This is a genomic window from Microvirga puerhi (assembly GCF_020089865.1).
GTDB lineage: Bacteria > Pseudomonadota > Alphaproteobacteria > Rhizobiales > Beijerinckiaceae > Microvirga > Microvirga puerhi.
In genome coordinates, this window is the sequence record NZ_JAIRBM010000005.1 from 157,921 (window position 1) to 172,383 (window position 14,463).

General features: G+C 60.8%; 12 protein-coding genes and 1 pseudogene. 7 read left to right on the forward strand and 6 right to left on the reverse strand.

The window, feature by feature from the left end; translation table 11 throughout:
• Nucleotides 1–157: 157 nt before the first annotated feature.
• Nucleotides 158–970, reverse strand: coding sequence for a M15 family metallopeptidase (locus K9B37_RS08590; protein WP_224312673.1), 813 nt, complete (start codon nucleotides 968–970; stop codon nucleotides 158–160).
• A 509-nt stretch (nucleotides 971–1,479) separates the two neighbouring features.
• On the reverse strand, nucleotides 1,480–2,238 hold the full coding sequence (locus K9B37_RS08595; RefSeq protein ID WP_224312674.1) for a nucleotidyltransferase domain-containing protein: 759 nt from the start codon (nucleotides 2,236–2,238) through the stop codon (nucleotides 1,480–1,482).
• 71 nt (nucleotides 2,239–2,309) lie between these two features.
• On the opposite strand from K9B37_RS08595, the pseudogene K9B37_RS24890 reads away from it, so the two are divergent.
• Nucleotides 2,310–2,468 (forward strand): annotated as a pseudogene (locus K9B37_RS24890) (GNAT family N-acetyltransferase); the annotation flags it as partial.
• Nucleotides 2,469–2,539: 71 nt separating this feature from the next.
• On the opposite strand, the gene K9B37_RS08605 reads toward K9B37_RS24890, so the two are convergent.
• Complete coding sequence (locus tag K9B37_RS08605; RefSeq protein ID WP_224312675.1) at nucleotides 2,540–3,259, reverse strand: winged helix-turn-helix transcriptional regulator; 720 nt, start codon at nucleotides 3,257–3,259, stop codon at nucleotides 2,540–2,542.
• Nucleotides 3,260–3,363: 104 nt separating this feature from the next.
• Here K9B37_RS08605 and K9B37_RS08610 point away from each other — a divergent pair, with 104 nt between their 5' ends.
• The 3 genes from K9B37_RS08610 (at nucleotide 3,364) to K9B37_RS08620 (ending at nucleotide 5,516) form a co-directional block, all read left to right on the forward strand.
• Nucleotides 3,364–4,224: a class I SAM-dependent methyltransferase gene (locus K9B37_RS08610; RefSeq protein ID WP_224312676.1), complete on the forward strand. Its 861-nt coding sequence runs from the start codon at nucleotides 3,364–3,366 to the stop codon at nucleotides 4,222–4,224.
• 232 nt (nucleotides 4,225–4,456) lie between these two features.
• Nucleotides 4,457–4,741 (forward strand): TetR/AcrR family transcriptional regulator, encoded by a 285-nt coding sequence (locus tag K9B37_RS08615; RefSeq protein ID WP_224312677.1) that lies wholly within the window; start codon nucleotides 4,457–4,459, stop codon nucleotides 4,739–4,741.
• A 178-nt stretch (nucleotides 4,742–4,919) separates the two neighbouring features.
• On the forward strand, nucleotides 4,920–5,516 hold the full coding sequence (locus tag K9B37_RS08620; protein WP_224312678.1) for a tetratricopeptide repeat protein: 597 nt from the start codon (nucleotides 4,920–4,922) through the stop codon (nucleotides 5,514–5,516).
• 85 nt (nucleotides 5,517–5,601) lie between these two features.
• On the opposite strand, the gene K9B37_RS08625 is transcribed toward K9B37_RS08620, so the two are convergent.
• The gene (locus K9B37_RS08625) at nucleotides 5,602–6,384 is read right to left on the reverse strand and encodes a hypothetical protein (RefSeq protein ID WP_224312679.1); all 783 of its coding nucleotides are present in this window, start codon (nucleotides 6,382–6,384) and stop codon (nucleotides 5,602–5,604) included.
• Between the two features lie 203 nt (nucleotides 6,385–6,587).
• On the opposite strand from K9B37_RS08625, the gene K9B37_RS08630 reads away from it, so the two are divergent.
• Nucleotides 6,588–7,505 carry a metallophosphoesterase gene (locus K9B37_RS08630; RefSeq protein WP_439651699.1) on the forward strand — a complete coding sequence of 306 codons (918 nt, stop codon included), beginning with the start codon at nucleotides 6,588–6,590 and terminating at the stop codon, nucleotides 7,503–7,505.
• A gap of 557 nt (nucleotides 7,506–8,062) precedes the next feature.
• Here K9B37_RS08630 and K9B37_RS24775 read toward each other — a convergent pair.
• Nucleotides 8,063–9,352, reverse strand: a complete 1,290-nt coding sequence (locus tag K9B37_RS24775; protein ID WP_305072142.1) for a right-handed parallel beta-helix repeat-containing protein — start codon at nucleotides 9,350–9,352, stop codon at nucleotides 8,063–8,065.
• A gap of 934 nt (nucleotides 9,353–10,286) precedes the next feature.
• On the opposite strand from K9B37_RS24775, the gene K9B37_RS08645 reads away from it, so the two are divergent.
• Entirely contained in the window at nucleotides 10,287–11,171 is an 885-nt protein-coding gene (locus K9B37_RS08645) for a branched-chain amino acid aminotransferase (RefSeq protein WP_224312681.1), read from the forward strand.
• Between the two features lie 106 nt (nucleotides 11,172–11,277).
• Nucleotides 11,278–12,624: an esterase-like activity of phytase family protein gene (locus K9B37_RS08650; protein ID WP_224312682.1), complete on the forward strand. Its 1,347-nt coding sequence runs from the start codon at nucleotides 11,278–11,280 to the stop codon at nucleotides 12,622–12,624.
• A gap of 311 nt (nucleotides 12,625–12,935) precedes the next feature.
• Here the strand turns inward: K9B37_RS08650 and murJ are convergent, their stop codons facing one another.
• Nucleotides 12,936–14,462 carry a murein biosynthesis integral membrane protein MurJ gene (murJ, locus tag K9B37_RS08655; RefSeq protein WP_224312683.1) on the reverse strand — a complete coding sequence of 509 codons (1,527 nt, stop codon included), beginning with the start codon at nucleotides 14,460–14,462 and terminating at the stop codon, nucleotides 12,936–12,938.
• Between the last annotated feature and the right edge of the window lies 1 nt (nucleotide 14,463).

Consider the following 14,463-nt stretch of genomic DNA (forward strand, 5'->3'; position numbering starts at 1 on the left):
CCAAGAGAAGTTGCCCCCGCCGATGCCTGCGGCCGTGATGACTGACCGCAACGCGTTGCATTCAGGCTCGATGACCTGATGTCATTTGTCGAGGTGACTGTTCCTCTCCCTGTCCTTCAGAAGCCGTGCTTTGAGCTTCGCCGGACCGAAAGAGGGGCTACGCGACGACGTTGCTTGTCTTGAACGTATTCGCCGCCACCGCGACCGCGGCCTTGGTCAGGTCGTATTCCCAGTGCCATGGCTCGCCGTTGACAGTTCGAATGAAGCCGAGGGCCGGAGCGTTCGTTGTGAGCCAGTCGTAGGTGGGATTGCCCTTTCCGCCAGCCACCGCGATATCGAACGCGATCCCGTTTTGGTGCTGAGACCGACCGGGTTTGGCTGCCATGTTGAAACCAGGAACGCCTTTGATGAAACCATCGTACAGCCGTTGCTGTTCGGGGTACGACCGGAACCCGCTGTTGATCGCGACCTCCACGCCGGCAGCCGTGCCGGCTTCGACCATGGCAAGATAAGGCGCCAGCGTGTCCTCGGCGATGCGCTCGATTTCGAGTTTGACGTCTACAATCTTCACAAGCGTCAATTGGCGGCTGAACTTCCCCGCGATCCAGGCCGCGTTCGGTCCTTTCCTGTCTTCGCCCGCCGGTGGCGGTACTGATCCAAGGGTCTCGTTGACGAACTTGCCGAGGAAGTTGCGTGTCGAAGTCCACCCATAACGGGCCGTGCCGTCCGCAGTCAGTGCATGGGCAAACACAATCGACTCCGTGCTGCCGGTCGGTACGATCTTGATCTGGTCGACCTTGATCTGCGTGTTCCTCGGAATACGCTTGAAATCTCCCAAGACGGCCCGGGGAGGCAGCTCGGCGTCCTTGGTGTATCGTTCGAAACTCATGAGATCGGCTGGCGTACGGATACGAGCATCCGGGTCCATGATCGTGAAGGTCTTGTCTCGATAGCTCTCGGTCAGGCTCATCTGCCACCCCTGCGCGGCGCATCCCCGAACCTGATCGTGCCATAGGAGGCGATTCCACGCATGGGGCGTCAGGTGTACCCCGAACGTAAGAGTGCCCAGCGACACCTACCCGTAACCTTCTATGTTCCTGCTTTGCCCGGCTTACCGACGATTATTACGCAAACCTTGCATGCTCCCCCCTTGCTAGATTTCTCGCCACAGGAAGCTTGACGAAATGAAGATGCGCTCACATGCATTCTTCCTGCATTTTCGTCGCAGATTGCTGGCGCGCGATTTCACCTGCGGTCGATACACCGACACCGGCAGCGACATTTGCGACGCCAGACGCGGATCCGCCAAATGGCAGGAGTCCTATAGCGCTTGAAAGCACGGCCGCGCCCGTCGCCGTTGCTTGGGCATTCTTCGCGGCTTCGTCGCATCGCTGCGCGTCACGCTGTGTTTGCTGGGGGCTCTGACTTTGTGGCTTTTGTTGCTTCTGAGAACCTCACACCGATTCCCGAGTATCCTTCTTATAGAGTGTGTGATTTCCTCGACGACCTAGCCTCGAGTGGAGCCTCTACTTTGTAGCCTGCAAAATAGCGTCCGCCATGTCGGTCAAGCTCACTTTCTGCGAGGGCCAACAACGGCCCTCCGTCGCCATTAGCAGCGTGTCGGAACGCTTGCTCAAAACGGCTTACGATTTCCGAGTCCAGTTCCTTCAGCATTCTCGGTAGCCACTTGCCGCGCCCCGTCCAGGCGCTTCGCCCTAACAGGATTAGATCGCCGAGCTTTTGGTAGAGCGCGGTCGCAATGGCGAACACTTCGTCCGGCGGCCGCTTGCCCCGCAAATCGTCGATGAGATCACTGATTTGGTAGCGCAGAGCATCATAGGATTGCCCTGACAGCGGAGGGGGACCCTTGGCCAATGTCGCCTGTGCTGCCGTCTGTAGCCGTATCGCAGCTGCCATTCTGCGGCCAATGATTTCTCCTGATGCCACCATGTTGACCATGACTGGACACCCGCTTTTGACATCGAGGTCCATGAAATAGCTCAAGGTCTCCAGATCATGGACAAAGGCTTCGACAGGGAAGGGACCTTCGTCAAACGACTCCCGCCAGGCCCTTTCCAAACTTGGGAAAACAACGACCACGTCGATGTCCGAGCCGACTGTGCCGGTACCTCTCACGATGGAGCCCGCCACGAATGCGAAATCCGCTTCGCGATAGCGGCTGAAGAGAGCCGTTCGTGCGGCGTTGAGAGCCTGCTCCCTGAGATTTTCTTGAATCATGTCCCTGACCCCGGGCCAAGATTGCAGGATGAGCCGGGATCGGACAATGTGCTCTGACCCGTTTCCCCATCATGGACGTACCCGTGACAATCCTGAACACCCCGCGGCTGCTCTTGCGGCCCTGGATCGAGGATGATGCCGAGGACCTGTTTGTCGCGTTCTCCGATCCGGAAGCAATGCGGTATCGGGATGGACCATCGAAACGGAGCGTCCAAGAGATCAAACAGGACATTTGCCGCTCCCGGATGGGCGTTGAATCCATGCGGAATTCTTTGCCTCTCGTGTACCCGCTCTCAATGCATCATCCCGACCGGGGCGGGATGAGGGGGAGATCGCGGCCAACGATCCGGTCGAGCCGCAGCCATCGCTCCAGGTGGTCGGTCACGTCTCGGCTGCCGTCGATCGCGAGGGCACCCTGCGTCGCTTCGCGCCAGCTCACATGCCCGAGATAGACGTCGATCAAGGTCGCGATGCCGCCGGAGACGATACAATCGACCGGGTGTCCCGGATCTTTCAGGCAGACGTCCACGAGGGCGCGCTCCAGCACGAGCCAATGGAGCCGCACACCCGTCCGGCAGCGGGGGATCCCCGACAGATCAAACCGGACAACGACGCGACGGGCGGGGAGGGCATCGCGGTCAACCCGCCGCCGCAGCGCCCACATCAACACAGTCGAGTCGTAATCGTCGTCTGTGACCCTTTGGCGGCCGTGGACCAGCCCCCAGCGCCCCAAAACCTCGATCACCTCCCGCAGCGCCTCTCCGGCATCTGTGAGCTTCCACAGATTCCCTTTGTCAGCGCCACCCTCTCTCGGTACCCGTGTGATGATGCCGCCGCTTTCGAGTTGCCGGAGACGCTCTGCCAGGAGCGCGCGTGACATCCGGGGCACCCCCCGGTGGATGTCGTTGAAGCTCATTTCTCCGCACATGAGTTCGCGCAGCACCAGCGGCGTCCACCGCGTCGCAACGATCTCGGCGCCCTTGGCGACAGGACAGAACTGGCTGTAACCACCCTCATCCATGGAGGAAGATGAGCACAAAAGCCGAGAGCGCACCAGTTCAGAAAGTGAACTTGAGGACCGGGGAGGATTGCGTGAGCGTGAGCTCTCCCCAAAAGGAGACTCTCATGACGTCCTCAGCCCAGCCGGTCAATCTTTCCAGACCAATAGTCGATCTGCCGCCAGTGACGCCGCCTGATTTCGCTGCACTCAAGCAGCGTCAACAGGCGATCTGGGCCGCCGGCGATTACGCCGTGATCGGAACGACGCTCCAAATCGTCGGTGAGCGCCTGTGCGAGGCTGTTGACCTTCGCGCCGGCGAACGGATGCTCGACGTTGCGGCCGGGAACGGCAACGCGTCGCTCGCCGCGGCACGCCGCTGGGCCGAGGTCATGGCGACAGACTATGTCGGAGCGTTGCTCGACCGGGCAAAGGAGCGGGCCGCAGCCGAACGTCTCCCTATCCACTGTCAGGAGGCCGACGCGGAGGCACTTCCCTTCGCGGACGGAAGCTTCGATGTCGTCCTGTCCACGTTCGGTGTGATGTTCACGCCCAACCAGGAGCAGGCGGCAAGCGAACTGGTCAGGGTTTGCCGCCGCGGTGGACGCATTGGCTTGGCGAACTGGACGCCCGACGGCTTCATCGGGCAACTCTTCAGGACCATCAGCCGATATGTGCCGCCGCCAGCAGGTCTGAAGCCGCCCGGTCTGTGGGGCACGCAAGCACGCCTCGAGGAACTGTTTGCCGGGAACACCATCGGCGTGACCCCGCAGACCTTCACCTTCCGCTACAAGTCGCCTGATCATTGGCTCGAGGTGTTCGAGACCTGCTACGGTCCGACACAGCGCGCGTTCGCAGCGCTTGATGCGGATCGTGCAGCGGGGTTGAGATCCGACATCAAGGACCTGCTCGCACAGTTCAATCGGGGCGGGAGCGACACGCTGATCGTACCGGGCGACTATCTTGAGGTGGTCGTTACAAAGCACTGAGTAGGCAAGCTGACACCAGGCAACGTGGTCTTGTCGAAGTGGCGTCTCCCGATGGACGCTCTTCGCTATCAGGTGGCCATAAGACCTCGCCCTTAAAGGCGAAGTCTTGAAGAACGAGACGCAAGTCGCGTCTGTGCCTCTTCCAGATAATTAGAGTCACTAACGGTGACTCTAATCGATGGCGATCAAATTTAATGACACATGCAGTTTCACGGCATTTGGAGCGAGGCGCATGTCCAGTGTTCGTGCCTACAACAGCCCATTGCGCGAAGAAAAAACGCGTGAGACGCGCGAGGCGATCCTCGCCGCGCTGTTCGAGCTGATGGATTCGGCGAGCGCCCCGGACGAGATCAGCACCGAGGCTATCGCTCAGAAAGCCGGAGTGCAGCGGCGGACCATATTTCGTCATTTCGCGACCAAGGACGATTTGCTGGCCGCATTCTGGCCTTGGCTGAACGCCCGGATCGGTGCGGCCATGCAGCGCCATGGTATCGAAATGCCGACATTGGCGGCCTGACCTGCGGTGCAGCTTCGAGGTAGTAGGCCGTAGCGTAGAGCGCTCGGCGTCCTACCTCATCCGGTGAGCGGGACGTTAGAAAAATGGTATGTCCCTGCCGATGATCCTGACAGAATCTGCTCCCGCAGGTTCTTGACGGGGTCTAGGCAGGGACGGTTCATAAGTTCGGATCACACCCATGTTCATCAGGCCCAGTACCATTCTCTTCTTTGTCGTCTGCTGTATCAGCCCTGCCGTAGCCCAACCGATCGGATATGGCATGAGCTTCCGGAGTTCCCGGGCCGATTGTGAGAACGGGCGCCTGGATGAGCTTCGTAGGAAGGCCGAGCAGGGGGATGCCACCGCCCAGAACGATCTCGGTGTGATGTATGCCGGCACGTGCCCCGTCGGGCTGGACGGCGTGCCTTCCGTGGCTTGGCTTCGCAAAGCAGCCGAGCAGGGAAATCTGACGGCACAGCACAACCTTGCCCTGACTTACGAAAAGGGGCATGGGGTCCCACAGGATCTGGCGCAGGCCGTTTACTGGCACCGCCAGGCGGCTGAGAAAGGTCATCCTTCGGCACAATATGATCTCGGAAGCATGTATTCCGAGGGACGTGGCGTCCCCAAGGACGACGTGCAGGCAGTCTACTGGTTTCGCCAGGCCGCCGAGCACGGACACAACCCAGTAATGTTAGCCTTGATGATCGCCTATGCCAGTGGACGGGGCGTTGCCGAGGACGGGGAGCAGGCACTCCACTGGTACCGCAAGGCCCGGGCAACGGACCGGCGATGAACCGACGATGCCGCGGCTCGTTCATTGTTTGAAGACAGGTAGGCTATCTTCCTTCTTAGCGGTGAAGCGAATGTTCAGCCCCACGCTAGTTGCAGATGAACTCGAACGTATCGATCCGCTGAATGCCTCCGTGCCAATATCGGATGAGCGTCTGGTCTCCGCTCAAGCCGCTGCCGCCCTTGATCAGCAAAGCGAGCTCTCCTGATCCGGGAGCAATGGGGACAACGCCTTTGATGGTGACGTCGCCGATCGCGTCGGTTCCTCCCAAATAGTCGCCGCGATCATGGAAAAAGAGCATGGGGAAGGTGGAGTCTTTCGCCAGCACTCCGGCGTAGACGAAGTATGGGACCGGCTCGTCGCCGGAGTAGTGTTCGGCTAGGCGGTTGAGATTGGATGCAGCGAACACGATCTCCTCTTTGCCGTCACCATCCAAATCCAGCGCGAAGGCCGCGATGTCGTTCTCGACAGCATCGGCGTCCTTGAGCAGGTTCTGCTTCATGCGCTCTAGCAAGGCAGACCGATCAATCTTGGCGATCTTTCGTCCGGTTGAAACGACTTCTTCACTCTTTGGATCCCACTTCGCGTGGCTTAGCGCGCATCCCGCATTTGGCGTATCGTTTTCAAGTGACACCGTTCCGATCGCAGACCGCCAAACGACCGTGCCCTCTTTGATGGGTTGCACGATCGATAGTCGTCCGCTCCCCTCACAACGATCGGCGAACAGGAGTGCGCCCTTGGAGAGGCAGAGCGCGACGATTCCTTCCCGTTCCACGACCGCATAGAACTCTGCGGCGGAGACAGGAACGTTAGTGAGGCACCATAGCCAGAGCACGTGAATAGCGAGCAGACGGGGCACGTATCCGAACATGCTTCGTACCTCTTGCAGCTTCCAAGTTAACGCATCCGTCCGCTGGACGAATGTATTAAGCGGCCTCTTACTATCACAGCTAAGGCTCAGTTCGGAATTGATTTCACCGGATGTCTATGGGAGGTCTTTGACATGAGCGAGTTGTCTCTCAGGTCGCTCCGCACGATACTGCATGTTAAAACCTGGCTCGGGCCTTTCCCTTCATGCGCTTCTCGCCGAAACGACGGTGGTTCCTCAAAAGCCTGCTAGGCTCGGCAGCGGCGATGACGTCGCTCGGCGCCTATGCCTTCGGCATCGAGCCGGCGTATCGGCTGAGGATTCAGCGCTATGCCCCTGTGCTGCCGCGCTGGCCGGAAGACCTTGCGCTGACGATCGCGGTCATCGCGGATCCGCATGTCGGCGAGCCCTACATGTCCGTTCGGCGGTTGGAGGAGATCGTTGCGGTAACCAATAACCTCCGGCCAGATCTGATCCTTCTACTCGGGGACTACGCGGCCGGCCACCACTTCGTTACACGCCCCGTATCCATGCGGGAATGCGCGGGAGCCTTTCGTGCGTTGAAGTCTCCCCTTGGCACCTTCGCGATCCTCGGCAATCACGACTGGTGGGACGACAGGTCGGCCCAGCGTAGTCGACGTGGCCCGGTCATTGCGCGGACAGAGCTGGAGGCGGCCGGCATTCCGGTCCTCGAGAATGATGCTGTGCGTCTCGTCAAGGACGGGCGTCCGTTCTGGCTGTTAGGGCTCGGCGATCAGCTCGCGCTTCTCGGCAAGCCGATCCGGGGCGTCGACGACCTGAGGGGGACGCTTGCGAAGCTGACGGACGATGCCCCGGCCATACTGATGGCGCACGAGCCCGACATCTTCCCGCTTGTTCCGAGGCGGATCGCCCTGACCTTGTCGGGGCACACTCATGGCGGACAGGTGCGCTTTTTCGGCTATTCGCCCCTGGTGCCCTCCAGCTATGGCAATCGGTATGCCTATGGGCATATCGAGGAGCACGGCCGACATCTGATCGTCTCCGGCGGATTGGGTACGAGCATCATGCCCGTGCGCTTTGGGGTGCCACCCGAAATCGTTCACCTGAGCCTTGGCACGGCATCTCCAGCAGCGGGGGCTTGATGGCGCTTCGCCCATGCCTTCTCGGATTGGTCGCCATTGGCCCGCCGGCGGTTTCATCGAACGCCGCAGAGATGTTGAATGTCGTCGTCGGCATGAACGTACACGGTCTTGCGATTCAGAACCGCAACTCGTTCGAAATAAGCGAGTGCGAGGTTCATGTGAACTCTCGCTTCAGGGCCACGTTTTCGAAAATCGGGGCGGGGAGCATGCACGAGATTTCGCTAGCGGAATTATCCGCGAGCGATTCCCAGCGGTTCGATCCGCGCTCGGAACTCGTGCAGCGCGTCTTCATCGTGTGCAGCAGACCGTCAGTTTCGGGCGCAACGTTCGGTCCCTGATCATAAGGGGAGGCACCGTAACAACCCCAATCAAGAGGTTAGACGGACGGTTCCGGCTCTGGGGCATGTGAGGTAGCGAGTTGCCGGAACGATAGGCATCGGGACTCTCGCCAACAATCCGGCCCGAGTCCGACAGTCCGCCGCACGTGTGCGGCGGACTTTGGCTTCAATGGAGGCGCCGTTGACCAGATTCTAGCCAACCTTTGGGAGCGTCCTCTTTCAGAGATAGAAGTCGGATGCGGTCAGGTTGTGGTTCGTGCCCGCGAGATCGACGTAGCTCACGTTGCCGTCGATCTTGAAGTAGATATGCGTGACGTCACGGGCGGTGTCCTTTACCGCCCACATGTGCTGCACCGAGCCATTGTAGGAGGCACTCTTGTAGCCGTCCCAAATGAAGGCCTGATCGCCAGAGCGCGACAGGTTGGCGTCGATGAGATGGAAGTCGAGCTTGTCCTCGCCCTTGCGGAAGTCCATCACCTTGTCGCCGTAGGCGCTCCAGCGGTCGGAGAACTGGAACGTGTCGCGCCCCTCGCCACCCCAGAGGGTGTCGGAGCCGCCGCGCCCATTGATCAGGTCATCGCCCTTGCCGCCGTGGTAGAACTCGCCCGTCGTGCCGCCGAGCCACGTATCTTTGCCGTCCGTGCCATAGATGTGTCCCGGGATCTTCTCAGGATCGGGGGTGGGCGTCGGGGTGGGGGTTGGCGTCGGATCCGGGGTCGGCGTGGGCGTCGGCGTTGAGCCACCGGCATACTTGTCGGGGGCCTTGTCGGGGGAGAGGCCGCCGGCAATCATGGTGTTGCCGGTGCTACCCGGCTTATGGCCCTGGCTGTCATTGCGGATGTACTCGTAGCCATAGCCGCCCTTGACGACATAGTTGTTGTTCCAGGCGACATTGGTCATCGCCGCGCTGCTCTTGGTGCCATCGAAGTAGAGCGGGAAACCGCCGCCGGCAAAGTAGTTGTCGTGGATGTTGACGTTGTTGACCGGCCCGAAGGTGTTGGCGACGAAGATCGCCGAGACACCGGTGTGATCGGCATCCTGCACCACGGTGTTGTGCACGACCTCGATATTGCCCATCGTACGGCTGTCGCCGAAGATCTGAATGCCGTCGAAATGCGCGCTGGCCGAGCCCTTGAAGCCGTGGATGTAGTTGCCTTCGATCTTGGTGGCGACGGGGCCTTCGACGTTGATGCCGTTCTCGCAGCCGTAGATGTTGTTGTTGAGGAAGTTGCCGGCGCCGCCGATGCCGTTGAGCACCTTGCCCTGGCCATCGATCTCGCAATTCTTGACCGTGACGCCCTTGAGGCCCTGGTCGATGCGCACGCCGTAATAGTTAGAAGACGTGATCTTGCAGTTCTGGATCGTCACGTTCTCGGCCCGGACCCAGATCTGGCCGGTGACGTTGAGGTTGCTGAGAACCGTGCCGGCCTTGGTGACGACGATGTCGCCCGAGGCCGTCAGCTTGACGCCGTCAGGAAGGCCCGTGGTCGCTGCGGTGGGAAATGCCATGATGAATCCTTTGGGTAGTGAGTTTTGAAAGAGGTGGATTGGATAGGGCGGGACGACTGACAAAGGTCAGAGAGCGTCGTGGATCGACCAGCCAAGCTCTCCGGCACCGCTCAGGAACGCAGGCGGATGTCCTTGGCCCACTGTAAAGGGCGCCATGGAATTGCCTTTCAAGAGACGGCTTTACTGAGGCTTTACTGATTGGCGCAGGCGCGGCAGCAGAGTCGGTCGCGCGGGACCTAGCTCTTCCATGCCATGGAAGAAGGAATGTAAGCACAAGCGCTGTCCCGCCATCCAGGAAATGGACTGCTCGTGCTATTGATCTGGAGTAAAACGAGTGATTGCATAAATGCCCCTTATGGTGTCCGTTCGAACGCACAGGATCAAAAGATGTCTACTTTTGTTCCGGTGTGTATCGCACTTTTGGATGCGCTTTCAGGAGTAGTTATTTACAAGGACAAGACCCCAAATATCCCCTTATTTAGCCTCTCAAGTCGTGTGGTGCGCTGAAAATATTTGATTTCCAACAGCACAGCTTCCGACTACACATTCAAATCATTGCTGGTCTTGTGATGAGCGGCCACTTATTTGATAAGGTGCGCCAAATTGCCAAAAATGAAGTATAAATTGCGGTGCGTCAGCAAAAGTGTTCAGATTGTGGCAGGTGTTCCGACTTGGATATTGCAAGTATTAAAGGATGTATTGGTTGAGGCGCGTCATGCGGAAGCACGCCGCTGTCACCGGAACGGCTGTACGCGCTGGTGGAGGCAATGAATGGGGTGCAGCACGGTTTGTTCCGTCCGTCGGCATGATGCGCCGGGATGGATCAGGTCCATTCATGCCATCCATCACAAGACTTTATGTCCGTGAGCTCCCCTGAGCAATTGACGCTTGGCCGGGGAGGGGATTCGATAGGGCAGCAGCATTGACCTGAAGGATGACGACAGTGGCCTGGTATTCGCAGACATGGAACTGGTTCAACGGCGCATGGCATGAGGGCAACCCGCCCCTGATCGGACCCCGGTCCCATGTCTCCTGGCTCGGCTCGTCGGTCTTCGACGGCGCCCGCGTGTTCGAGGGCGTGGCGCCGGATCTGGACCGTCATTGCGAGCGCGTGAACCGCTCGGCCACGACCATCGGCCTGAAGCCGACGATGGATCCCAAGGTGATCCAGGATCTCGTGGTCGAGGGCGTGAAGAAATTCACTCCCGGCACGGCCCTTTACGTGAAGCCCATGTATTGGGGCGAGGCGGAGGGCATGGCCACCATCGCGCCCGATCCGGAATCGACCCAGTTCTGCCTGTCCCTGTTCGAGGCGCCCATGCCGGTGCCGGGCGGGCTTTCGGTCATGAAGTCGAGCTTCCGCCGCCCGACCCTCGAATCCATGCCGACCGATTCAAAGGCCGGCTGCCTCTATCCGAACAACGCCCGCGTGATCCGCGAAGCGAAGGAGAAGGGCTTCGACAACGCCCTCGTGTGCGACGCCCTCGGCAACATCGCCGAGACCGGCACGTCGAATGTGTTCATGGCCAAGGACGGCGTCGTCCATACCCCGGCAGCGAACGGCACCTTCTTGAACGGTATCACCCGCCAGCGGGTCATCCGGCTCTTGCGCGACAACGGCGTGGAGGTCGTGGAGGGAACGCTGCGCTACGAGGATTTCACCAACGCGGACGAGATCTTCATTTCCGGCAACTATTCGAAGGTCATGCCGGTCCTGCGCATCGACAGCCGCGATCTCCAGCCCGGCACCTTCTACCGCAAGGCCCGCGAACTCTATTGGGCCTTCGCGCACGACAAGGGCGTCAGCAGGGCGGCGTGAGGCGCCGGCCTCGGACGTTATACAATTGTCGCGTTTCTGTTAACGGACGGACATCGAGCTTCTTCAGAGAACGACCTCGCTTGACCAAGCAAACGAGGTTTTCACGATGTCTGTCCGTTTTCTCGCGGCTCTGCCGCTGACCGTGCTGCTCTCGACCAGCGCTCTCGCGCAGCAGCCATTTCCCGCCATCCTCGAAGGCCATGCCATTCTTCCGGCGGAGAGCTTCGTCGAGGCGCCCGCCGACGCGCCTGCGGATCTCAAGGTGTCCGGCAAGTTCACCACCGGCAAGCGCATCGATGCCATCGGCACCATTGAGGGCACTTCGGGCGACCGGCCGACGGGCGTGAAGCTGCCGTTCCGCGGCCAGCCGCTCCAGGGGCATTCCGGCATCAAGTCCATGGGCGACGGCACCTTCTGGGTGCTCACCGACAACGGCTTCGGCTCCAAAGCCACGTCCCCGGATTCGATGCTCTACCTCAATCGCTTCCGCATTGATTGGACCAAAGGCACGGTCGAGCGTCTCGAAACCGTTTTCCTGCACGATCCCGACAAGAAAGTGCCGTTCCGCATCGCCAACGAGGCGACCGAGAAGCGCTATCTCACAGGCTCGGACTTCGACACCGAGAGCTTCCAGCTCATCGGCGGCAAGATCTGGATCGGCGACGAGTTCGGACCGTATCTGATCAAGGCCGACATGTCCGGCAAGGTCGAGGCCGTGTTCGAGACGCTCATCGACGGCAAGGTGGCCCGCTCGCCGGACCATTACGCCGTCACCACGCCCGCCGCTCCCAACGGTCCCGTGAATTTCAACATCCGCCGCTCCAAGGGCTTCGAGGGCATGGCCGCCTCGAAGGACGGCCGGTTCCTCTACGCGCTTCTCGAAGGACCGGTCTGGGACGCCGAGACGAAGCAGTGGGAGAACGTGGACGACCGCGAGTATCTGCGCATCGTCGAATTCGACGTGGCACAGGAGAAGTGGACGGGCCGCCACTGGAAATACGTTCTCGACCAGAATGGCCTCGCCATCGGCGATTTCAACATGATCGACGCCACGACCGGCCTCATCATCGAGCGCGACAACGGCGAAGGCACCGCGGACAAGGCGTGCCCGCAGGGCGAGAAGCGCCCGGATTGCTTCCAGGAGCCGGCGAAGTTCAAGCGCGTCTTCAAGATCGAGCTTTCGGATGCCAACGTGAACAAGCCGGTGCGCAAGATCGGCTACATCGATCTCATGCAGATCGCCGATCCCAACAAGAAGGCGAGAAAGCCGCTCAACGACAACGTGTTCACCTTCCCGTTCTTCACGATCGAGAACGTGGATGTTGTCGACGACCGCCACATCATCGTCGGGAACGACAACAACCTGCCGTTCTCGTCCAGCCGCATCGCCAACAAGCAGGACGACAACGAATTCATCCTGCTCGAGGTTGGGGATTTCCTGAAGGCGCGGTGATCAGGAAGAGGCGATTCCTACCCGTCATTCCGGGGCAGCCGGAGGCTGAACCCGGAACCCATAGCCGCGACAGGACATGATTAAAGTGCAGCGACTATCTCAGCTCTCTGCCCTGAGACGTTGATGTTTATGGGTTCCGGGCTCTCGCTGTCGCTCGCCCCGGAATGACGGTGCAGCGGGGCCCGACAAACTTGTGATCACCCCACAAGGCGTCTCACCATCGACAGCGCCAAGGCTGGCGGATGCTCAGGATAAGGGCTTCACCATCAATGCCCTGTCGATCTGCGCTCCCGTTTCGCCGAAGGTCGAGATCAGCGCCGCGCTAGCCGCACTCCAAGCATCCTCATGCCAGCGAGCAGAACCGCGCCGTAGATCGCGGCGCCGCATGCGCCCAGGATGGCGAGCTGCGTTTCGCTGCGCCAGGCAGGGAGGGTGAGCGTCCAGCGGGACAGGGGCGCGGGCGCCAGCCATGCAAAGGCAGCGAGCACAAGGCTTGCGATGACGACGGCGATGCAGGTTCGGATCAGCCCCTTGCTCGGATCGTTCCAGCCGCGCCGATAGGCGAGGGCGAGGAGGAGCAGGAGATTGATCCAGACGCCGAGGGCCGTTCCGAGCGCCAGACCGACGACCCCGAAGGGGCCCATCAGCACGATCTTCAAAAGCACGTTCGCGGCGACCGCGGTCAGCGAGGCATAGAGCGGCGTCACCGTGTCGGAGCGCGCATAGAAGCTGGCAAGTGCCGAGCGGATGAGCACGGCTGCCGGCAGGCCGATGGCATAGGCGGCAAGGGCCGCGCCGGCGCGTGAGGCTGCCTCCGCATCGAAGGCGCCGCGCTGGAACAGCGCCGTCATGATCAAGTCGGGCATGGCCACAAAGGCCACGAGGAACGGAGCGGCGAGCGCGAGAGTCAGACCGACGGCGCGGTTCTGCGCCGCATGCGCGCCGGCGACATCTCCGCCGGCGATGCGACGGCTCATCTCCGGCAGAAGAACGGTTCCCGCTGCGATGCCGATGACGCCGAGTGGCAATTGGTAGATGCGGTCGGCGTAATAGAGCGACGACACGGCGCCGGTCGGCAAGAAGGAGGCGATGATCGTGTCGGCGAAGATCGCGATCTGCACGCCGGCGGAGCCGATCACGGCAGGTCCCAGCGTCTTGAAGAACCTGCGCATGGCGGGATCGGAGCGCGGCGCCTCGAGCCGGGGCGCAATATGCTTGCGCTGCGCATCCCACCAGACGAGACCGAGCTGCAGCACGCCCGACACCGTGACGCCCCAGGCTGCCGCGTGTCCCGCGTTGGGAAACAGGAAGGCGAGCGCCAGCGCCACGATCAGAGAAAGATTGAGCAGCACCGGAGCGCCTGCGGCGGCAGCGAAGCGCTCATGGGCGTTGAGGACCGCCGAGAGGATCGTGGTCAGCGTAATGAACAGAAGATACGGGAAGGTGATGCGCGTCAGCGTGACGGCGAGATCGAACTTCTCCGGATCCTGCGAGAAGCCGGGCGCGAGCAGGTTCACGACCGTCGGCATCGCGAGGAAGGCGAGAACGAGAAGCGCGATCTGCACGAGCAGCATGAGCGTCGTCATGCGGCCGGCGAATGACCGCGCCTTCTCCTCGCCACCCTTTTCCAGCACCTGTGCATAGGTGGGGAGGAACGCGTTGTTGAACGCACCTTCGCTGAAGATCTGGCGGAAATTGTTCGGAATCTTGAAGGCGACCACGAAGGCGTCCGCGATCGGGCCCGTGCCCATCACGGCGGCGATCACCACGTCGCGGATGAAGCCGGTGACGCGGGAGACAAGGGTCCAGCCGCCGACGGAGAGGATTTTCTTGAACATC

Bases quoted from the DNA above. Each gene is read 5' to 3' on its own strand.
- K9B37_RS08590 (WP_224312673.1), bottom strand. From the start codon at position 970: ATGAGCCTGACCGAGAGCTATCGAGACAAGACCTTCACGATCATGGAC.
- K9B37_RS08595 (WP_224312674.1), bottom strand. From the start codon at position 2,238: ATGATTCAAGAAAATCTCAGGGAGCAGGCTCTCAACGCCGCACGAACG.
- K9B37_RS08605 (WP_224312675.1), bottom strand. From the start codon at position 3,259: ATGGATGAGGGTGGTTACAGCCAGTTCTGTCCTGTCGCCAAGGGCGCC.
- K9B37_RS08610 (WP_224312676.1), top strand. From the start codon at position 3,364: ATGACGTCCTCAGCCCAGCCGGTCAATCTTTCCAGACCAATAGTCGAT.
- K9B37_RS08615 (WP_224312677.1), top strand. From the start codon at position 4,457: ATGTCCAGTGTTCGTGCCTACAACAGCCCATTGCGCGAAGAAAAAACG.
- K9B37_RS08620 (WP_224312678.1), top strand. From the start codon at position 4,920: ATGTTCATCAGGCCCAGTACCATTCTCTTCTTTGTCGTCTGCTGTATC.
- K9B37_RS08625 (WP_224312679.1), bottom strand. From the start codon at position 6,384: ATGTTCGGATACGTGCCCCGTCTGCTCGCTATTCACGTGCTCTGGCTA.
- K9B37_RS08630 (WP_439651699.1), top strand. From the start codon at position 6,588: ATGCGCTTCTCGCCGAAACGACGGTGGTTCCTCAAAAGCCTGCTAGGC.
- K9B37_RS24775 (WP_305072142.1), bottom strand. From the start codon at position 9,352: ATGGCATTTCCCACCGCAGCGACCACGGGCCTTCCTGACGGCGTCAAG.
- K9B37_RS08645 (WP_224312681.1), top strand. From the start codon at position 10,287: ATGACGACAGTGGCCTGGTATTCGCAGACATGGAACTGGTTCAACGGC.
- K9B37_RS08650 (WP_224312682.1), top strand. From the start codon at position 11,278: ATGTCTGTCCGTTTTCTCGCGGCTCTGCCGCTGACCGTGCTGCTCTCG.
- murJ (WP_224312683.1), bottom strand. From the start codon at position 14,462: ATGTTCAAGAAAATCCTCTCCGTCGGCGGCTGGACCCTTGTCTCCCGC.